Raw genomic sequence first — 18,289 nt, 5'->3', positions numbered from 1 at the left:
GTGGATGGAGATGTGGAGCGGCTCGCCCGTGGCGACCGGCCCCGAACGGGTCTTCTCGGACCTGCTCGAAGTCGCCGCACGCGTACGCAAGAACGTTCAGGACAGCATGGCGTCCACGCTGATCGAGGAGTCCGCCGAGGACCTGCCGCCGGACGAGGCGGCCGCCGACCAGATCGCCCGGTTCGCCCGGGAGGAACGGGCCCGCGTGCTGGAGGACGGTGCCCGCGGCCTGGAGAAGCTGGCGGCCGGGCGGGGCGGCGACATCGACGAGGACGAGTTCTTCGGGATGGAGGCCATCGTCCTCCTCGAAGGCCGGCCCGCGATCCTGGTCCAGGGCCGGGACTTCGCCTCTCAACAGGGCGACTGGGCCGTCCTGGACGGCCACCGGCCCGCCATCCGGGAGTCCCTCGCCCGGGTCGGCCGGGTGGAGGTCACCGGCCACGCCGACCTGGACTGGGTCGGTACGGCCTTCCTGGTCGGCCCGGACACCGTGATGACGAACCGGCACGTCGCATCCGAGTTCGCCCGCGGCGACGGCACCGGTGGGACCTTCCGGCAGGGCATGACGGCGTCCGTGGACACCGGCGAGGAGTTCGGCCCGGCCGCGCCCGGCGGGGCGCCCGCGTACGACGTCACCGAGGTCATCGGCATCCACCAGGAGGTCGACCTCGCCCTGCTGCGCGTCGCCCCGGCGGCCGGCAGCGGGGAGCCGCTGCCCGAGCCGCTGCAGGTGGCGGCCGAGCCGCCCGCCGAAGTGGCCGGCCGGCCGGTGTACGTGATCGGCTACCCCGCCGCCGACGGCCGCCGCAACGAACCCGAGGCGATGCGGCGGATCTTCATGGACGTCTACAACGTCAAGCGCCTCCAGCCGGGCACGGCGACCGGGCTCATGGACGGGCAGCCCACCATGAAGCACGACTGCTCGACGCTCGGCGGCAACAGCGGCTCCCCGGTCTTCGACCTCGCCGACCACCGGGTCATCGGCCTCCACTTCGGCGGCCGGTTCCGCTTCGGCAACTTCGCGGTTCCGCTGTGGAAGCTCCAGGGCGACCCGCTGCTGCACCGCGGCAAGGTCAACTTCGTCTGAGGCCCCGGGTCCCGCGCAGGCGCGGGACCCCGGCGACGGGAGGTGCGCGACCGTGGACGGCGCCGCGCTGCACGAGCTGACCGCATCCTTCCGCGGACGCCTGCTGGTCCCCGGCGATCCCGGCTACGACGACGGGCGCCGGATCTGGAACGCCTCGGTCGACCGCTTCCCCGCGCTGATCGCCTACTGCACCGGGGTGGCCGACGTGGCCGCCGCCCTGCGCTACGCCCGGACCGCCGGGCTTCCGGTAGCGGTGCGCAGCGGCGGCCACAGCTTCCCCGGCCACTCCGTGTGCACGGACGGTCTCGTCGTGGACCTGTCCGCGATGAAGGGGATCCGGGTGGACCCCGCGGGCCGGACCGCCCGGGTGCAGGCCGGTGTGCTGCTGGGCGAACTGGACCGCGAGACGCAGCACTTCGGGCTGGCCGTGCCCGCCGGGATCGTGACGCACACCGGGCTGACCGGGCTGGCGCTCGGCGGCGGGATCGGCTGGCTGATGCGCCGGTACGGGCTGACCGCCGACCAGATGCTCTCGGTGGACCTGGTCACGGTCGACGGGTCGTTCGTGACGGCGAGCGCCGACCGCGAACCCGAGCTGTTCTGGGGGATGCGGGGCGCGGGGGCCAACTTCGGCGTGGTGACGGAGTTCGGGTTCCGGCTCCACCCGGTGGGCCCGCAGGTGCTGGCCGGGCCGGTGCTGTGGCCGATGGAGGAGGCGGCGCAGGTGCTGCGGTTCTACCGCGACTGGATCGAGGACGTGCCGGACGCGCTGACGACGCTGGTCACCCTGCGCAAGGCGCCCCCGATCCCGGCGGTTCCGGCGGAGCTGCACGGCCGGCCGGTGGTCGCGGTCGGCACGTGCTGGGCCGGGGACGTCGGCGAGGGCGAGCGGGTCCTGCGGCCGCTGCGCGGGTACGGCACCCCGCTGCTGGACCTCTGCGCGCCCAGGCCGTACACGGCGCTCCAGGCCATGTTCGACCCGTCCTTCCCGCACGGCTGGTGGTACTACTTCCGGGCCTGCGACATCGACCGGATGACCGACGAGGTGATCGACACGACGGTGGCGCACACCGTGCGGATGCGGTCGCCGCTGTCGGTCGTCACGGTCTTCCAGCGGGGCGGGGCGGTGGCCCGTACCGGGGAGGACGACACGGCGTTCGGCGGGCGGGCGACCGGGCACACGTTCAACATCAACGGCACCTGCCGCACCGAGGCGGGGTTCGCCGAGGAGCGGGCGTGGGTGCGCGGGCTCTGGTCGGCGCTGGCGCCGTACCACGCGGGGACCTACGTGAACTTCCTGATGGACGAGGGCGCCGAGCGCATCGCGCAGGCCTACGGGCCCGGGAAACTGGCCCGGCTCCGGGCGCTGAAGAGCACGTACGACCCGGACAACGTCCTGCGGCTGAACCAGAACATCACGCCCGCGACGCGATGAGAGCGGCGAGGCCGTCCCGGGTGTCGGGACCTTGTCCAGTGCTGGACCGCCTGGTCGACGACGGCAACTCCGTCGTCGTCATCGAGCACCACCAGGCCGTGATGGCCGGTCGGAGCGTGAGGAAACGACGGGCCGTTGTCAGAGCCCCGCCCTACCGTTGGCACACATGAGCGAGGCAATCGAGTACGTGCGCGGTGACGCGACGGCGCCCCACGGCAAGGGCGTCAAGATCATCGCGCACGTCTGCAACGACCTGGGCGGCTGGGGCAAGGGCTTCGTGCTCGCGGTCTCCCGCCGGTGGCCCGAGCCCGAGGCTGATTACCGGCGCCGGCACCGCAACCGCGCCGGCAACGACTTCGGACTCGGCGCGCTGCAACTGGTCCAGGTGGAGCCGTATGTGTGGGTGGCGAACATGATCGGGCAGCGCGGCATCAGGACGGGCCGCTCGAGCGGGGTGCCGGTGCGCTACGACGCCGTCGACGAGGCGCTGGGGCGGCTCGCCGCCGAGGCAGGGCGCCTCGGCGCCTCGGTCCACATGCCGAGGATCGGCTGCGGCCTGGCCGGAGGGCGCTGGGAGCGGATCGAGCCCCTGGTCCGCTCCCGGCTGACCGGGCAAGGAATACCCGTGACCGTGTACGACCACTAGCACCGGTTCCTCGGGGGAGGGCCGTGACTGCCCGAGGCTGCCAAGGGGGCCGCGGCGGCGACGAGCCGCCCGCCGCGGTGCGCGGAGCGCAGGCGCAGCGCGTGCGCCGCGATGTCGGCGGCTTCCCGCAGCCGGGTGAGGCGGTCGGCGCCCCGGTCGCCTCGCGGTTGGCCTCGGCTGTCCCGTCGCCGAAGGCGCGGCGGAAGTCGTCCGGGTACAGGAGCAGCAGACGGAGTTCACGCTGCGCTTCGGCGGCCGGGCTCTGGCGGCCGGTCGCGGCGAGGGTGCGGGTGCGCCGAAGCCGGCTGTCGACGATCCGCTCGTCGTGGACCTCGGTCAGACCCTGGTTCAGGAAGCGCTCCAGGTGGGTTCACCGGCCGTTGTCGTGCCGCGGCCCCGTGCGTGCCCGGGGCGCGGCTAGCGTGGATGCATGCCTCTCAGTGCGGACCGTATCGGGGAGATCGTTCAGGGCGGGGTACGCGACGGTGTGACCGCCGGAGTCGTCTGGGGCGTCGGCGATGCCGCGGGGACGCTGGCGCAGGGCGCCGCCGGGCCGCTCCCCGCGGGCGGCGGCAGCGAGTTCGGCCTCGGCGGGCTCAGCCAGATCCTGGTGGTGTGGGCCGCGGCGGGCGCGCTGGCCGAGGAGGGCACGCTGCGGCTGCACACGCCGATCGGCGTGTACTGGGACGAGGTCGCCGGGCATCCGCTGAGCGGGATCACCGCCCACCACCTGCTCACCCACACGGCGGGCCTGCGCGGTCCGGCGGGCGGCGGCGTACGGGACGCGCTCCCGTGCCGGCCGCCCAGCGAGGCCGTCGAGTACAGCGACCGGGCCGGGCACGTCCTCGGGCGGCTGCTGGCGCACCTGGCCGGCCGGCCCCCCGGGGAGCTGGCCGCCGAGCGGGTCTGGCGGCCCCTCGGCATGACGCGGACCCGCTGCGGCCCCGGCGAGCACGGGGCCTCGTCGGTCCTCGGCGACCTCGCGCTCTTCCTGCGCCACCTGCTCTCCCCCTCCCCGGCGGCCTTCGGCCAGGTCTGGGTACGCGAGTCCCTGCGCATCCGCACGGGCGAGCTCGGCCCGGCCCGGGGCCTGCTCTGGCACCCCGCGGCCGGCACCGGCCGCCGGGAGGACCTGTGGGCGCACCACGGAGCCGGCGGCTCGGGCCTGTGGGTCTCCCCGGCCGGCGACCGCTGGGCGGTCCTGCTCACCGGACCGCCACCGGCCGCCGGGACCGGTACGGGGGGCGGTACCGGGGCCGGTACCGGAGACCGTGCTCGGGCGACCCGCCTGCGCGACGACTTCCGCACCGCGGTGTTCGCGTCATGACCGGCCCCGCGGCGGCGGACGGCGCCGCGAACAAGGTCGCCCGACGGCGTCGTGCGGGCCGAACCGCTCACACGGTGACGACGACCTTGCCGCGGACGTGCCCGCCCTGCACGTACCGGATTGCGTCGGCCGCCTCGTGGAGCGCGAAGGTGCGGTCCACGACGGGCACGACCGTGCCGTCCTCGACGAACTTCCCCAGGGCCTCGATGTCCTCGCGGCGCTCGGCCGAGATCAGTCCGCGCAGCCGCTGGCTCACGAACGGCCCCAGCAGCAGTGCGCGCAGCGGCCGGTCGGTGCCGCCGAGCCACCGTCCGCCCGATTCGCTGCCGACGATGACCAGCGTGCCCCGCGGGGTCAGCGCCCGGCGCAGCCGCCGCAGCGGCCGGTGTCCGGCGTTGTCGACGACGAGGTCCCAGCGGCGGCTGCCGTCGGTGAAGTCCTCGCGGGTGTAGTCGATGGTCTCGTCGGCGCCGATGGAGCGGACCAGGTCCGTCTTGCCCGTACTGCACACGCCCGTGACGTGCGCGCCGTAGCCCTTGGCGAGCTGCACGGCGTACGTGCCGACGCCGCCGGCCGCGCCGATGACCAGGACCCGCTGTCCGGGCCGGACGCGTCCGGCGTCGCGGAGGGCCTGGAGGGCGGTGAGGCCCGAGATCGGGACGGCCGCGGCCGTCTCGAAGCCGACGGCGGCCGGTTTGGCCGCGAGCAGGTCCTGCCGGGCGACGGCGTACTCGGCGAAGGAGCCCTCGCAGATGCCGAACACCTCGTCGCCCGGCCGGAACCGGGTCACCCCTGCGCCGACGGTCTCGACGACGCCCGCGACGTCCCGTCCGCGGGTGCGGACCTTGGGGGCCCGCAGTCCGAAGCCCATGGCCCGGAGCAGGTACGGCAGTCCCGTCATGAGGTGCCAGACGCCGGGGTCGACCCCGGCGGCGTGCACGCGTACGAGCACCTCGCCCGGTCCGGGCACCGGCTGGGGGACGTCCCGCAGCTCCAGGACCTCGGGCGGTCCGTACCGGTCGTGTACCACTGCCTTCACGGTGTCTCCTCTGCACTGTCGGGGTACTGGAACACCTCGTCGAGCGGAACTTCGAACACGCGGGCGATCTGGAAGGCCATCTCCAGGGAGGGCGAGTAGCGCCCCTGCTCGATGGCGATCACGGTCTGCCGGGTCACTCCGATGCGCCGGGCGAGCTCCGCCTGCGTCATCTCTCCGCGCGCGAAGCGCAGGGCCCGGATCGTGTTGGTGACCTTGGTAGGCCTGGGCTTCACCACGGGTGGAACCCCCACCGGTACGCGAAGATCCGGGCCGCCGATCCGGTGACGGCCGACAGCGCGAACGCCAGGTACACGGCGTTGGCGATCCAGAAGTGGTCCGCCTCCGCCAGCGCCATGACGAAGGCCGCCACCGCGCCGAGGACCACGAAGGACTGGCCGACGTACTCCCCGAACCGGCCGATCTCGCGGTCGCGCTGGTCCTTCTCCTCGGGGCCGCCGGGCGTGGCGAGCGCCGCGGCGACGTGGAGCACGACGGCCGCGGCGATCGCGGCCCCGATCGTCCACAGCAGCACCGGTACGTACGTCACCTCGGACAGCGGGGTCCCGTCCGCCCGTCCGAGGACGACGGCGAGGTAGACCGCGTACGCACAGACGGTGACCAGCGCCATGATCCACGCGCGTTTCTCTTCCAGAGCCATACCCGGAATGTAAAGCAGTACGGACATCGTGTCAAAGGTTCTTTACATGGCTCCTTCCGCGGTCGACACGGCGGGATGGGTGCCGTCCGGCCGCATGGGCGGCGCCGTCGCGGGTAGGCGCGGGACGACCGCGGTCGCCCCACGGGGCGACACGAGCCGCCACCCGAGGAGTCGCCATGGCCTCCTACTGGCTGGACAGCGCCCCCGCCCCGGCCGCCGGCGAGCCGCTCCGGGACGACCTCACGACCGACGTGGCGGTGGTCGGCGCCGGGATCGTCGGCCTGTGCACCGCCCGCGAGCTCGCACGCGCGGGCCGCGAGGTCGTGGTCCTGGAGGCCGGCCGCATCGGCTCCGGCACCACGGGCCGTACGACGGGCAAGGTGACCTCGCTGCACGGGCTGTCCTACGCCCGGCTGCGCAAGGAGCACGGCACGGAGGCCGCCTGGCTGTACGGGCAGTCGCAGGAGGAAGCGCTGCGGCAGCTGCCGCTGCTCTGCGGCGAGCTCGGCATCGACGCCGAGGCGGAGCGGCTGCCCGCGGTGACGTACACGGGCGACGGGGAGCGCGCGGACGAGTTCCGGGCGGAGGCGGAGGCGGCGGCCGAGGCGGGGCTGAGCGTCTCGTACCTGGGCGGCGCGGACACGGACGCGGGGCTGCCGTTCCCGGTGGCCGCGGCGGTCCGGGCCGAGGACCAGTTCCAGTTCCACCCGCAGCGGTTCCTGCTCGGCATCGCGGCGGACCTGGTGGCGCACGGCGGCCGGATCCACGAGCACACCCGGGTGACCGCCGTGCACGAGCGGCCGTTCTGCCGGCTGACCGTGGCGGGCGGCCACACCGTGTCGGCCGACGACGTCGTCCTGGCCACGCAGTGGCCGCTGCGTTGCCACGCCTCGCTCCTGGCCCGCCTCTCGGTGCGCCGGGAGCTGGTCGTCGCCGCCCCGGTCGCCGCCGGCACCGCGCCGCAGGGCATGTACCTCACGCCGGACCTGAACACCCGCTCCGTGCGCAGCTGCCCCCTCGGGCCCGACCGGCGGCTGCTCCTGGTCGCGGGCGAGGCCTTCGAGCCGGGCGCCCCGGGCACCGCCGAGCGGTACGCACGGCTGGAGGCGTGGGCCCGCGGGCACTTCCGCGGCTTCGGCGCGGCCGGCGGGGTCCAGCGGTGGTCGGCCCAGGACGTGTTCTCCGTCGACCACCTCCCGTACGTCGGCCACGAGCACCCCGGCACCCAGCACGTCTACGTCGCGACCGGCTTCGGCGGCTGGGGCATGAGCGGCGGCCTGATGGCGGCCCGGCTGCTCACCGCGCACCTGGCCGGGGGCCCGCGCCCGCCGTGGACCGAGCTGTACGACCCGCGCCGCGTCCTGCCGCTGCGGGACCTGCCGGACCTGGTCCGGGCGCAGGGCGGGGTGGCCCGCCACTTCGCGGCCGGGCGGCGGGCGCTGCGCTGCACGCACATGGGGTGCGAGCTCGGCTTCAACGACGCCGAGCGGACCTGGGAGTGCCCGTGCCACGGCTCGCGGTTCGCCGCGGACGACGGCCGGGTGCTCCAGGGCCCCGCCACCGAGCCGCTGGAGCTCGACGGGCCGCAGGACGGGGACTCCGCTCCGGCCGGGTGAGCCCGCTGCCCGGGGCGTGTCAGGGACTGCCAGGGGGCGTCAGAGCTGCGTCAGGACCGGGACGGACACCGTCAGGATCGCGTCATGGGGCCGCTGCGGCGCCCGGATCCGGGGATAGCTTCGACTGCGTGCCCCGGAGCGCCTCCCCGCGTCCGGGGCGCCACCCGTCGTCCGTGGTTCCTCGAGGAGGACCCCATGTGCCTGTTCCAGTACGCCGACGATCCGGAACCCGAGGAACCCGAAGCGCCCGAGGAACCCGAGGAACCCGAAGCACCCGAAGCAGCAGTCCCGGCCGGACCCCTGTACGTGCCCGTCCGGCCGGGAGCGGCGGACGTGGCGCTCCGGATGTTCCGCACCCCGCTGGGCGAGCGCACCGCCGTCGGGTTCACGGACAGGGAGCGGCTGGCCGCGACGCTCGGCGCCGGCCTGCCCTGGATCCGGCTCTCCGAGTCCGCGCTGCGCGCCCTGGCCGCGCCGCTGGGCGTCGGCCTGCTCACGATCGACCCGGCCTTCTCGGCCCCGGCCGTCACCCCGGTGACGGCCCCGGCGGCCCCGGTCTCCGTCCGGACCGCCTGAGGGGATGCCGTCCATGACCACTGCCGTACTCTCCGAGACCGCCGCCGGCGCCGACGCCCTGTCCGTCTGGCCCGCCTCGACGGCACGGCTCCCCCACGGCGGGCTGTCCGTCGGCGGGGTGCCCCTGACCGAGATAGCCGAGCGGTTCGACACTCCCGCGTACGTCCTGGACGAGGGCGAGGTGCGCGAGCGGTGCCGGACGTACCGCAGCGCCTTCCCCGACGCCGAAGTGGTGTACGCGGCCAAGGCGTTCCTGTCCCGGGCGCTGGTGCGCTGGGTCGACGAGGAAGGCCTCGGGCTCGACGTGTGCTCGGCGGGCGAGCTCGAACTCGCCGTCACCGCGGGCTTCCTGCCCGAGCGCATCGTGATGCACGGCAACGCGAAGTCGCCGCGGGACATCGGCACGGCGCTGCGCCTCGGCGTCGGCCGCATCGTGATCGACAGCCCGTCGGAGATCGCCCGGCTGGCGGCCGCCGTGGGCTCGGGCGGACACCAGAGGGTGATGGTGCGGGTGGTGCCCGGCATCTCGGCCGGCGGCCACGAGAAGATCCGTACGGGTACGGACGACCAGAAGTTCGGCCTGTCCCCCACCGACGGCCACGCCCAGCACGCCATCGCCAGGATCCTCGGCCAGCCGCAGCTCGAACTGACCGGCCTGCACTGCCACATAGGCTCCCAGATCTCCGAGACCGCCCCGTACCTGGCGGCCGTGCGCCGCATGGTGGAGCTGATGGCCCGCATCCGCGACACCCACGGGATCGCCCTCGCCGAACTGGACCTGGGCGGCGGGCACGGCGTCGCCTACCGGCCGGGCGAGGCGGCCCTGGACCTCCCCGCCCTCGCCCGCGGGATCCGCGCCGAGCTGGCCGAGAGCTGCGCCGCCGCCGGGCTGCCCGTGCCCCGCCTGTTCATCGAGCCGGGGCGGGCGATCACGGGGCCGGCCGGTGTGGCCCTCTACCGGGTCCTGGCCGTCAAGCGCACCGGCGAGCGGGTGTTCGTGGCCGTCGACGGCGGCATGAGCGACAACCCCCGGCCCGCCCTGTACGGGGTGCGCTACGCGCCCCGGCTGGTCGGGCGCAGCTCCACGGCCGGGCCGTGCACGGCCACGGTCGTCGGCCGCCATTGCGAGGCGGGCGACATCCTGGCCGCGGACGCCGCCCTGCCCGGCGACGTCCGCCCCGGCGACCTGCTCGCCGTACCGGTGGCGGGCGCGTACCAGCTCTCGATGGCTTCGGGGTACAACCTGGTCGGCCGGCCGCCGGTCGTCGCGGTGCACGAGGGCACGGCCCGGCTGCTGATCCGGCGCGAGACCCTGGACGACTTCCGCAGCCGGGACGTCGGCAGGTAGCTCCCGCCCCGTCCGCGCGCATCCGCTCATCCACGCATCCACGCAAACCGCTGCATGCGGGAACCACGGGCGCGGTCCGTCCGACTACTGGCGCGTGGGCGGCGGACAGGCGTCGCCCGCGCAGCCGGGGACGACCGAAGGGCGTGGGATGGGCGGGCTGGACATACGGATGCAGGGGGTCGCCTGCCGGCACGGCCGGGTGGAGGCCGTGGCGGACGTGGATCTGGAGATCGCCGCCGGGGAACGGGTCGCACTGACCGGGACCAACGGCTCGGGCAAGACGACGCTGCTGCGCGCCGTGCTCGGCCTGCACCGCCAGGTCTCCGGCTCGGTCCTCGTCGGCGGCCGGGACACCCGCTCGCCCGCGGACTGGGCCTGGCGGCGCCGGGCCTGCGCCTGGATCCCCCAGAAGCCGGCGGCCGGCCGTTTTCCGCTGCTCGGCGCCGAGCTGCTCGCCAGCAGCACGGCGCCGGCGGACGCGGCCGACGCGGCGGGCAGGCTCGGAGTCGGGACGCTGACCGGGCGGCCCCTGCACACCCTCTCCGGCGGGCAGTTGCAGCGCATGTACCTGGCCCGGGCGATCGGCTGCGTCGCCGCCGGGGCCCAGGTGCTGCTGGCCGACGAGCCCACCGCGGCGCTCGACTTCGACGGGCAGGCGGAGGCGGCGGACGTGCTGGCCTCGCTTCCGGTGACCCTGGTCGTGGTGACGCACGACCGGGCGCTGGCCGACCGCTGCGACCGCGTCCTGGAGATGGCCGCGGGCCGGCTGCGGGAGGTCCGGTGACCCTCGCCGGCGCCGACGTCGGCGCGCTCCTGCAGCTGCTGCCCGTCCAGCGGGCCGGCATCGCCCTGCTGCTGGCCGCGATCGGCCTGCCCGTCATCGGCGTTGTGATCGTCGGTCTGGACATCATGCCGGTGCGGTTCGCGATGATGCACGTCGCGCTCCTGGGCATCGCCGTCGGCCTGCTCACCGGGCTCGACCCGATGCTGTGCGCGCTCGTCGCCTGCGCCCTCGCCGGGGCGGGCGTGGCACCGCTCGCCCGTACCCCCGACGGGCTGTCGGGGGCCATGGGGCTGCTGATGAGCCTGGCCATCGCGGCCGCGCTGCTCGTCCTCGCCGTGTCGGGCGTCAACGCCTCGGGGGCCTTCGCCCTGCTGTGGGGGTCGATCCTGTCCGTCGGCACCCCCGACCTGGTCGTCCTCGGCGTGCTCGCCGTCGCGGTGCCGGGCCTGTTCTGGTGGCGGCGGCGCGACATCGGGCTGCTGCTCTACGACCGTGAACTCGCCCAGTGCTCCGGCGTCCCGGTGCGGATGCTGACCGCCGCCCTGCTGGTGCTGGTCGCCGTCGCCGTCGCCGGGGCGATCAAGCTCACCGGCGCCCTGCTCGTCGACGCCCTGACCCTGCTGCCCGCACTCGCCGCCCGGCGCCTGGGCAGCTCGCTGAAGTCGATCACCCTCTGGGCGGTCGGTATCGGCGTGGCCGTGAACCTCACGGGGTTCCTGCTGGCCCTGTGGCTGGACTGGCCGCCCGGTCCGGTCCTCGTCCTGACGGCGGGGGCGCTCGTCCTCGCCGTCCATCTCGTACCCGAACGGAGAATCACCTCATGGCGCGCACCCGCGTCCGCACCTCGCGCATCCGGCGCATCCCTTCCCTCCTCGCACTGAGCGCGGCGCTCGCCCTGACCGCCGGCTGCGGCGGCGACGGCGGATCCGGCACGGGCTCCGACGCCGGTTCCGGCAGCCCGGCCGTGAAGGGCGGCGGCGACGAGGCCGGGGGGAAGAAGGACAAGCCCGTGGTGGTCGTCACCACCACCTGGGAGGGCGCCTTCGCGAAGGCGGCCGGCGCCGAGGACGTCACGGTCATCGTGCCGCAGTCCGTCCACCACGCCCCCGACTACGACCCCAAGCCGTCCGACCTGGCCGCCGTGGCCAAGGCCGACTTCGTCCTGTACGCGCCCTTCGAGCCGTACGCGGCGAAGATCAAGGAGGCGGCGGGCTCCTCGGCGGAGCTGGTCGAGGTGAACCTCGACAACGACCCCGCGAAGGTGACCGCAGAAGTCGCCAGGCTGGGCGGGCTCTTCGGCACGGGCGACGCCGCCGCGCGGTGGAAGACCGGCTTCGAGAGCGAGTACGGGAAGCTCAGCAAGGAGATGCGGGCCGCCTGGCCGGGCGGCAAGAGCCCGAACGTCGTCGCGCAGGTCTTCACCGCCTGGTCGGCGAAGCTGGCGGGCGCCACCACGGTGGGTACGTACGGTCCCGAAGCCGTCACCCCGGCGCAGCTCGCCGAACTGTCCGCCAAGAAGCCGGCGTTCGTCCTCGACAACGCCCACATGTCGGCCGGCACGGTCCTGCCCGACTCGGGCGCGAAGCAGGTGAAGATCGTCAACTACCCGGCGGACGACCTCGACCTGCTTCCGGTCTACCGCAACGCCGCGGCCGAGCTGAAGAAGGCCATGGGCGGCTCCTGACCCGGCCCGCCCGCGCACGGCAGGGGCCCGGCGGCATCTGCGCCGCCGGGCCCCTGCCGTCGTCGTTCCCTCACGGGCGTCCTGTCCGTGCCCCTATCCGGCGGGGGCGAGCCGGGCCTCGGCTGGGCCGGGCTCCGGCGCGGGGTCCAGGGAGGGCAGGTCCGCCGCCAGGCGCGCCCGCAGCGCGGCCCGGTCCGGCTTGCCGGCCGCCGTGAGCGGCATCTGCTCCAGGACGAGGAGCCGTTCGGGGTGCTTGCGCCGGTCCAGCCCGCGCGCGGTCAGGTGGTCGGCGAGCGAGGCGAGGTCGGGAACCTGCCGTCCCCTGGCCACCACGCAGGCGGCGAGCCGCTCTCCCATCAGCGGGTCGGGGACTCCCACGCAGACCACGTCCCGCACCCCGGGGTGTGCGGTGAGTTCGCGTTCCACCTCCGCGGGGCTGATGTTGGCCCCGCCGCGGATGACGATGTCCTTGAGGCGGCCGACGACGTGCAGGACCCGGTCGGCGTCGAGGTAGCCGAGGTCGCCGGTGCGGACCCAGCCGTCGGGCGTGCGGTAGCGGGCGTCCAGCTCGGGGGCGCCGACGTAGCACAGCGGGGTCATCGGGCCGCGCGAGACGATCTCCCCGATGATGCCGTCGGGCAGCGGTTCGTGCGTCTGCGGGTCCGCTATGCGGATGTCGGCGACCCGCGGGTCGGGGTGGCCCGCGACGACGCCCGAGCCGTCGGTGGGCGGGACCGTGTTCGCCAGGCCGGTATGGCAGTTGACGCCGTCCGCGGAGCCGTACAGGTTGACGACCGGGCAGCCGAAGGCCTCGGCCGCGGCGGCCGCGGTGGTCTCGTCGAGCGGCGCGCCGCCCAGGACGAGGGCGGTGGGGGACGGCAGTTCCTCCCCGGTCGCGTCGAGGCGTTCGAGGATCATGCGGAGCATCGTCGGCACGCCGAGGACGTGCGTCGGCTCGTGGGCGCGTACGGCCTCGATCGCGGCGTCCGGCGTGAAGTGATCGAGCAGGACGAGGGTCCCGCCGTGCCGGGCGAGGGTGACGGCGGTGCCGTTGGAGCCGAAGGCCGAGGCCAGCGGTACGAGGAACAGGCAGCGCGGCGGGGTCCGGTCCGGGATGAGGGAGGCGAGGAAGTTCCCTCGCCCGCCGGCCAGCGCGTTGTGCGAGTACGCGACCATCTTGGGCTCCGCCTCGGAGCCGGAGGAGACGAGGATGCGGGCCGCGCTGTCGGGGTCGGGCCGGGCGGGCACGAATCCGCTGGGGTCGCTGCGCAGGAGCTGCGACAGCGGAATCGTTCCTTCAGGTGCGGTGCCCGGCCCGGACGCGATGACGTGGCGCAGCGCGGGCAGGGCGGCTGCCGCGGCCTGCAGGTCGGCCGCGTGCCGGGAGCCGCGGTGCTCGGTCGCCGCGATCACGGCGACGGCTTCGGCTCGGCGCAGCAGGCACACGGCCTCCCGCGTGCCCCGGCCCACCGGGAAGGGCAGCGCGACCGCGCCGAGGGCCGCCAGGGCCAGGTCGGCTATGACGGCGTTGCGGTCGTCGGGCAGCTGCACGCCGACCACGTCGCCCTCGCGGATGCCGAGCGCTCTGAGGCCGGTGGCCAGACACCGCACCTTGCGGTCGAGTGCGGTGTAGCAGAGCTTGCCCTTGGCGTCGAGGACGGCCGGGCGGTGCAGGTCGGCGATCTGGCGGGCGCGGAAGAGGCTGTAGAGGTCGAGGTCGGGGCAGGTGCCGTCGACCACCCAGGAGCGGCGGAGCTCGACGGGCAGCAGGTCGTTCATGGCGACGGTCATGCGAAGCTCCACGGGTCGGGGACTGCGGGGGCGCCGTGCGCGTCGCGGCTGATCGAGCCGCCGAAGCGCGTGTCGTGGTGCAGGCCGGAGAGGTCGGTGGTGACGGGCGTCGCGGTGAGGCCGTCGGCCTCGAGCCGGGCCAGGGCGTCGGTGGTGGAAAGGTCGCGCAGGTCGTGGCGGGCCGCGGCTGCGGCGCTGTCGTCCGCGGGTGCGATCCATCCGTCGGCGGTACGCAGCGGATGCCGGAAGCCGGCCGGACGCCGGGGGTTCTCGCCTCGGGCCGCCCGCCGCAGCGCGGGAGCGGTGAGGGTGTCGGCCGCGCCGAGCAGGGAGGAGTCCACCCGTACGCCGTGCCCGGTGCGTTCCCTGAGCAGCAGCCCGGCGAGGACCGCCTCGGCGCCGAGCAGGCCGCCCAGTACGTCGAGCAGGGTCATCAGCGAGGGGGCCGGCGGCTCGCCCTCGGGGCGGACCGCCTCGCCGACTCCGGTGCGGGCCTGGACCATGAAGTCCGTTCCCATGGGGGCGTCCTGGAGCCGGCCGGCCCAGCCGCTGGTGTACGCGTGGACCAGCCGCGGGTTGACGCGGGTGAGTGCGTCGGCGTCGAGGCCGAGCTCTTCGGCCTTGCCCGGGGCCCAGTTGTGCAGGAACACATCGGCCCCGGCGGTCAGTTCGCGCAGCCGCTGCCGGTCCGTCGGCGCCTTGATGTCGATCTCCACGGCCTGCTTGCCACGGTTGAGGGCGAGCCAGCGGGCGGAGATCCCCGAGCAGGCCGGGGGCATTCCGCGCAGCGGGTCGCCGCCCGGCGGCTCGATCCGGACGACGTCCGCACCGAGGAGGCCCAGCAGGTGGGCGGCGAGCGGGGCCTGGATCCGGCGGCCGGCCTCCAGCACGGTCAGTCCGGCGAGCGGGCGGGCGGCGCAGGGCCCGGTGCCGCCGGTCGCGCTGCCGGGTCCGGCGGCCGCCGGGGTGCCGGCGCCACCGGGACTGCGGCCCGGTCCGCCGGCGCCGAGGGGCCGCAGGGACCACGGGGCCGCGCCGTCGTCCTCCCCGGCCCGCTCGGCGAGGGTGCGCAGTACGCAGACCTCGGCGCCCGAGAGGGCGGCGGCCTGCCGGATCCGGGCCAGCGGCCGTGCCCGCGTCACCGCGTGCAGTTCCGCCGGGAAGGGCGCGCAGGCGGTGGCGTAGCGGAACTGGAACGGCCGCCACCCGGCCCTCATCGCGCCGGCCGGTGCGTCCAGGTCCCGCCAGAACGCCGCCCAGGCGCCCGGATCGAGCGTCTCCAGTTCGAACAGGACCCCTTCGGCGGAGGTGAAGGGCGGCCCGCCGGGGGCCAGTTCGGCGGCTTCGCCCTCGTCGGCTCCGGCAGCGGCGAGGTACTGGGAGACGGCGAGCAGCCCCGCGCCGTCCGCGCCGGTGGTCGCGTGGGAGGCGGCGGCCCCGCGGGCCTGGCCGACCAGTCCGGCGAGCAGCGCCTGCACGGTGAGGACGCCGGCCGCCGTGGCGGCGTAGTCGACGGCCAGGCCGCGCGGGCTGCCGTCCCGCCGGCCGTGCACGGCCATGATGCCGGTGGCGGCCTGCACGGTGGCCTCGTCGGCGAGGGCGCCGCCGGGGCCGACCGCCGACCAGGCGGCGGTGGCGCGGGCCGGTGCGAACCCGCCGCCGGTGAGCGTGACGGCGCCGGGCGCCTCCCGGGACCGGGCTCCGTCCGTCCGAGCGCCGAGCAGCCGCAGGTGGTCCGCGACGACGCTCGTGATCTGCACGGGCCCCGCGGTGGCGAAGCGCAGTGTGTCGAGCGGCCGGACCGTCTGGGTGGTTGCCGGTGACGCCATGCCTCTCCTCTCCTGGCGCGGCGGTGGCCGTCGCCGGATTCGTACGGGAACGCGGGAACCCGGGAGCGTTCGCACCCGACCAGTTCCACGGACAGACAGTCGGACAGCCGTTCCCACGGGTTCCCGGGAATGAGGAGGAATGCAGTGAGAACGCCAGGCATCGCCCATCGGGAAGCGCCGCAACGAACCCCGGGTGACGCCGGGTTGAACGTGCTGGTGGCCGCCTTCGTCCGCACCCGGGTGCTCCCGTGCGAGGGGGTGCTCGACGCGGGAGGTCCGGCCGCGGCCGCCGCGCTCGCCGACCTGCGGACCCGGGCCCGGGAGGAGGGGCTGTGGGCCCTGCCGCTCCCCGCGGAACTGGGCGGCGGCGGACTGTCCTTCGCGCAGTACGCGGAACTGGCCGAGGCCGAGGGCGCCAGCGACCACGGCCCCGCCGCGCTCGGCTCCGCCTCCCTGCTCGACGTCACGATGCTGGCGCGGCACGGCGGGCCGCGCGTGCGCGGGGAGTACCTGCGGCGCCTGGTCGCCGGGGAGTTGCGCACCTGCTACGCCATGACGGAGCCGGACGTGCCCGGGTCCGACCCGCTGCGGACCGGCACCCGGGCCGAGCGCCGGGCGGACGGCAGCTGGGAGGTCAGCGGCCGCAAGTGGTTCACGTCCGGGGCCGCGGGGGCGGACCTCGTGACCGTCCTGGCGCGCACGGGCGGGGCGGCCGGTGACCGCGACGGGCTCTCGCTGCTGCTGGTGCCCACCGGCTCGCCCGGCTTCCGCGTCGTACGGGAACTGCCCGTGCTCGGCGCGGCGGGCCAGTACGAGATCGCGCTCGACCGGGTGCGCGTGCCCGCCGACCACCTCCTCGGGGAGGCCGGTGGCGCCCTCGCCATCGCGGGCGAACGGCTCGCGATGGGGCGGACGCTGCGCTGCCTGCGCTGGCTCGGCCAGGCCCAGCGCGCCTTCGACCTGATGTGCGAGCGGGCCGCGACCCGCGACGGCTCCGGCGGGCCGCTCACCGGCCACCAGCTGGTCCAGCAGCACGTCTTCGACGCCCTGCTCGCGCTGCGCACCACCCGGCCGCTGGTCCACGAGGCGGTGGCACTGATAGCCGCCGGGCAGGACGCCCGTACCGAGGTGGGGCTCGCCAAGGTGGCCGCCGCCCGGATGCTCCAGCAGGTCGCGGACTCCGCGATCCAGGTCCACGGCGCCGCCGGGCTCGGGCCGGACACACCGCTGCCCGCACTGCTGCGGACCGGGCGCGCCGCGCGCATCCTCGACGGACCGGACGAGCTGCACATCACCTCCGTGGCCCGGCGGGTGCTGCGGGGCTACGGCCGGGGAGCGGCTACACCCGGCTGAGGTCGGCGCGGCCGTCAAGCGCGGCCAGTCCGAGGGCCAGGAAGAAGTCTCCCCAGATGAGCTCGTGCCGTACGGCGGACCCCTGTGCGGCGTCGTAGCAGCCGTCCAGCAGCATCCCGGCAGGCCGGCCGGGCTCCGGCCCGGTGAGGTGGGCTGCGGCGAGCCGGTTCAGGATCGCGGCGGCCCGGTGCCCGCACTGCGCCGAGCGGGGGCCGGGCAGGTGCGCGAGCTTCAGCAGGGCGACGGCGGTGATCGCGGCGGCCGACGTGTCGAGGGGCCCGTCCGGCGCGGACGCCCCGGCCGGCGGGACGAGCCGCGGCCCGGTCAGGAACTCCCCCTGCGACAACAGGCGTTCCGCTGCCTCGGCCAGGTGGCCGGGCCGGTGGGCGGCCACCTCCGGGCGCAGCAGGGCGTCGGCGACGGCGAGCAGCAGCCAGGCCTGCCCCCGGCTCCAGCCCGGCCGGGGCTCCTCGCACGGCTGCCAGCCGGCCGCGGCGTCGTGGCGCCAGGCGGGGTGGTGCGGCGCGTCGAGGCACAGGTCCAGGTGCCGGTGCAGGTGCGCGGCCGCCACGGCTGCCCCCTCGGGCCCGGCCCCGGCGAGCAGCGGTACGGTCCCGGGCACCCCGTCGGCACGGGCCAGCAGCCGGGGCCCGCCGAGCGCCCCGCCCCACGGTACGAGCCCCAGGCCCGGGTCGTGGGCGGCCAGGCAGGCGCGGGCGGCACGGGTACGGAGCGCGGCTGCGCCGGCGTCGTCACCGGCCGGGGCGGTCCCGTACCAGAAGATCAGTCCGCGGGTGACGGTGTCGGCGGCCGCCCAGGGAGCGAGCCGCTCCGTACAGGCCGCGGCGGCCTGCCGGTCCGCCGCCTCGCCGGTGTACCGCGCGCGCAGCCACAGCAGCCCGGCCCAGAACCCGCCGGTCCACGACCCGCGCCCGGTCGTCGTCCACACCCCGTCGCGGGGCTCGGCGTACAGCGGAAACCGGTCCCCGACCTCCGCCCGGGTAACGCCGACCCGCACCATCACGCTTTCGAATGCGCGCCCGGCCCAGTCCCCGGCATTCGTCCCGCCGGGCCTCCCGTTCCCGGACGCCGCGTCCCCGGGCATCGCCACCTCGC

The 18,289-nt window shown here is 75.5% G+C and carries 17 protein-coding genes; 11 read left to right on the top strand and 6 right to left on the bottom strand.

Annotated features, from left to right (window positions below; all coding sequences use genetic code 11):
* Positions 1 to 4: 4 nt before the first annotated feature.
* The 4 genes from ACZ7H1_RS01135 (at position 5) to ACZ7H1_RS01120 (ending at position 4,495) form a co-directional block, all read left to right on the top strand.
* Positions 5 to 1,087, top strand: a complete 1,083-nt coding sequence (locus ACZ7H1_RS01135; protein ID WP_470782617.1) for a trypsin-like serine peptidase — start codon at positions 5 to 7, stop codon at positions 1,085 to 1,087.
* A gap of 52 nt (positions 1,088 to 1,139) precedes the next feature.
* Complete coding sequence (locus ACZ7H1_RS01130; protein WP_470782615.1) at positions 1,140 to 2,522, top strand: FAD-binding oxidoreductase; 1,383 nt, start codon at positions 1,140 to 1,142, stop codon at positions 2,520 to 2,522.
* 166 nt (positions 2,523 to 2,688) lie between these two features.
* A complete protein-coding gene (locus ACZ7H1_RS01125) occupies positions 2,689 to 3,168 on the top strand; it encodes a macro domain-containing protein (protein WP_470782613.1) in 480 nt (159 codons plus the stop codon).
* A 430-nt stretch (positions 3,169 to 3,598) separates the two neighbouring features.
* Positions 3,599 to 4,495 (top strand): serine hydrolase domain-containing protein, encoded by an 897-nt coding sequence (locus ACZ7H1_RS01120; RefSeq protein WP_470782611.1) that lies wholly within the window; start codon positions 3,599 to 3,601, stop codon positions 4,493 to 4,495.
* A 67-nt stretch (positions 4,496 to 4,562) separates the two neighbouring features.
* Here ACZ7H1_RS01120 and ACZ7H1_RS01115 read toward each other — a convergent pair whose 3' ends face one another.
* Genes ACZ7H1_RS01115 through ACZ7H1_RS01105 form a run of 3 tightly spaced genes read right to left on the bottom strand, consistent with a single transcriptional unit; the run spans position 4,563 to position 6,192 of the window.
* Positions 4,563 to 5,534 carry an NAD(P)-dependent alcohol dehydrogenase gene (locus ACZ7H1_RS01115; RefSeq protein ID WP_470782609.1) on the bottom strand — a complete coding sequence of 324 codons (972 nt, stop codon included), beginning with the start codon at positions 5,532 to 5,534 and terminating at the stop codon, positions 4,563 to 4,565.
* On the bottom strand, positions 5,531 to 5,767 hold the full coding sequence (locus tag ACZ7H1_RS01110) for a helix-turn-helix transcriptional regulator (RefSeq protein ID WP_470782607.1): 237 nt from the start codon (positions 5,765 to 5,767) through the stop codon (positions 5,531 to 5,533). The genes ACZ7H1_RS01115 and ACZ7H1_RS01110 overlap by 4 nt, the downstream gene beginning before the upstream one ends.
* Entirely contained in the window at positions 5,764 to 6,192 is a 429-nt protein-coding gene (locus tag ACZ7H1_RS01105; protein ID WP_470782605.1) for a hypothetical protein, read from the bottom strand. Before ACZ7H1_RS01105 ends, ACZ7H1_RS01110 begins: the two co-directional genes overlap by 4 nt.
* A 176-nt stretch (positions 6,193 to 6,368) precedes the next feature.
* On the opposite strand from ACZ7H1_RS01105, the gene ACZ7H1_RS01100 reads away from it, so the two are divergent.
* From ACZ7H1_RS01100 to ACZ7H1_RS01075, 6 genes are all read left to right on the top strand, one after another.
* Positions 6,369 to 7,808 carry an FAD-dependent oxidoreductase gene (locus ACZ7H1_RS01100; RefSeq protein ID WP_470782603.1) on the top strand — a complete coding sequence of 480 codons (1,440 nt, stop codon included), beginning with the start codon at positions 6,369 to 6,371 and terminating at the stop codon, positions 7,806 to 7,808.
* 195 nt (positions 7,809 to 8,003) lie between these two features.
* Positions 8,004 to 8,384 carry an SAV_915 family protein gene (locus ACZ7H1_RS01095; protein ID WP_470782601.1) on the top strand — a complete coding sequence of 127 codons (381 nt, stop codon included), beginning with the start codon at positions 8,004 to 8,006 and terminating at the stop codon, positions 8,382 to 8,384.
* Positions 8,385 to 8,397: 13 nt separating this feature from the next.
* A complete protein-coding gene (gene lysA / locus ACZ7H1_RS01090) occupies positions 8,398 to 9,732 on the top strand; it encodes a diaminopimelate decarboxylase (protein WP_470782599.1) in 1,335 nt (444 codons plus the stop codon).
* Positions 9,733 to 9,880: 148 nt separating this feature from the next.
* Positions 9,881 to 10,516 carry an ATP-binding cassette domain-containing protein gene (locus ACZ7H1_RS01085; RefSeq protein WP_470782597.1) on the top strand — a complete coding sequence of 212 codons (636 nt, stop codon included), beginning with the start codon at positions 9,881 to 9,883 and terminating at the stop codon, positions 10,514 to 10,516.
* Positions 10,513 to 11,397, top strand: coding sequence for a metal ABC transporter permease (locus ACZ7H1_RS01080; RefSeq protein WP_470782595.1), 885 nt, complete (start codon positions 10,513 to 10,515; stop codon positions 11,395 to 11,397). Before ACZ7H1_RS01085 ends, ACZ7H1_RS01080 begins: the two co-directional genes overlap by 4 nt.
* Positions 11,337 to 12,200, top strand: coding sequence for a metal ABC transporter solute-binding protein, Zn/Mn family (locus tag ACZ7H1_RS01075; RefSeq protein ID WP_470782593.1), 864 nt, complete (start codon positions 11,337 to 11,339; stop codon positions 12,198 to 12,200). The genes ACZ7H1_RS01080 and ACZ7H1_RS01075 overlap by 61 nt, the downstream gene beginning before the upstream one ends.
* Before the next feature lie 93 nt (positions 12,201 to 12,293).
* On the opposite strand, the gene ACZ7H1_RS01070 is transcribed toward ACZ7H1_RS01075, so the two are convergent.
* Positions 12,294 to 13,991, bottom strand: a complete 1,698-nt coding sequence (locus ACZ7H1_RS01070; RefSeq protein ID WP_470782591.1) for a class I adenylate-forming enzyme family protein — start codon at positions 13,989 to 13,991, stop codon at positions 12,294 to 12,296.
* The gene (locus tag ACZ7H1_RS01065) at positions 13,988 to 15,820 is read right to left on the bottom strand and encodes a CoA transferase (protein WP_470782589.1); all 1,833 of its coding nucleotides are present in this window, start codon (positions 15,818 to 15,820) and stop codon (positions 13,988 to 13,990) included. Before ACZ7H1_RS01065 ends, ACZ7H1_RS01070 begins: the two co-directional genes overlap by 4 nt.
* 204 nt (positions 15,821 to 16,024) lie before the next feature.
* Here ACZ7H1_RS01065 and ACZ7H1_RS01060 point away from each other — a divergent pair, with 204 nt between their 5' ends.
* The gene (locus tag ACZ7H1_RS01060; RefSeq protein WP_470782587.1) at positions 16,025 to 17,173 is read left to right on the top strand and encodes an acyl-CoA dehydrogenase family protein; all 1,149 of its coding nucleotides are present in this window, start codon (positions 16,025 to 16,027) and stop codon (positions 17,171 to 17,173) included.
* Here ACZ7H1_RS01060 and ACZ7H1_RS01055 read toward each other — a convergent pair.
* Positions 17,160 to 18,194 carry a sugar ABC transporter permease gene (locus tag ACZ7H1_RS01055; protein ID WP_470782759.1) on the bottom strand — a complete coding sequence of 345 codons (1,035 nt, stop codon included), beginning with the start codon at positions 18,192 to 18,194 and terminating at the stop codon, positions 17,160 to 17,162. The genes ACZ7H1_RS01060 and ACZ7H1_RS01055 overlap by 14 nt on opposite strands.
* Positions 18,195 to 18,289: the final 95 nt, after the last annotated feature.

It is taken from the genome of Streptomyces sp. NPDC037401, assembly GCF_055602345.1.
This window is presented reverse-complemented; position numbering and strand designations above follow the sequence as displayed.

Coding starts and splice junctions, on each gene's coding strand:
- ACZ7H1_RS01135 (WP_470782617.1), top strand. CDS start 5: ATGGAGATGTGGAGCGGCTCGCCCGTGGCGACCGGCCCCGAACGGGTC.
- ACZ7H1_RS01125 (WP_470782613.1), top strand. CDS start 2,689: ATGAGCGAGGCAATCGAGTACGTGCGCGGTGACGCGACGGCGCCCCAC.
- ACZ7H1_RS01120 (WP_470782611.1), top strand. CDS start 3,599: ATGCCTCTCAGTGCGGACCGTATCGGGGAGATCGTTCAGGGCGGGGTA.
- ACZ7H1_RS01105 (WP_470782605.1), bottom strand. CDS start 6,192: ATGGCTCTGGAAGAGAAACGCGCGTGGATCATGGCGCTGGTCACCGTC.
- ACZ7H1_RS01100 (WP_470782603.1), top strand. CDS start 6,369: ATGGCCTCCTACTGGCTGGACAGCGCCCCCGCCCCGGCCGCCGGCGAG.
- ACZ7H1_RS01095 (WP_470782601.1), top strand. CDS start 8,004: ATGTGCCTGTTCCAGTACGCCGACGATCCGGAACCCGAGGAACCCGAA.
- lysA (WP_470782599.1), top strand. CDS start 8,398: ATGACCACTGCCGTACTCTCCGAGACCGCCGCCGGCGCCGACGCCCTG.
- ACZ7H1_RS01085 (WP_470782597.1), top strand. CDS start 9,881: ATGGGCGGGCTGGACATACGGATGCAGGGGGTCGCCTGCCGGCACGGC.
- ACZ7H1_RS01075 (WP_470782593.1), top strand. CDS start 11,337: ATGGCGCGCACCCGCGTCCGCACCTCGCGCATCCGGCGCATCCCTTCC.
- ACZ7H1_RS01070 (WP_470782591.1), bottom strand. CDS start 13,991: ATGACCGTCGCCATGAACGACCTGCTGCCCGTCGAGCTCCGCCGCTCC.
- ACZ7H1_RS01065 (WP_470782589.1), bottom strand. CDS start 15,820: ATGGCGTCACCGGCAACCACCCAGACGGTCCGGCCGCTCGACACACTG.
- ACZ7H1_RS01055 (WP_470782759.1), bottom strand. CDS start 18,194: ATGGTGCGGGTCGGCGTTACCCGGGCGGAGGTCGGGGACCGGTTTCCG.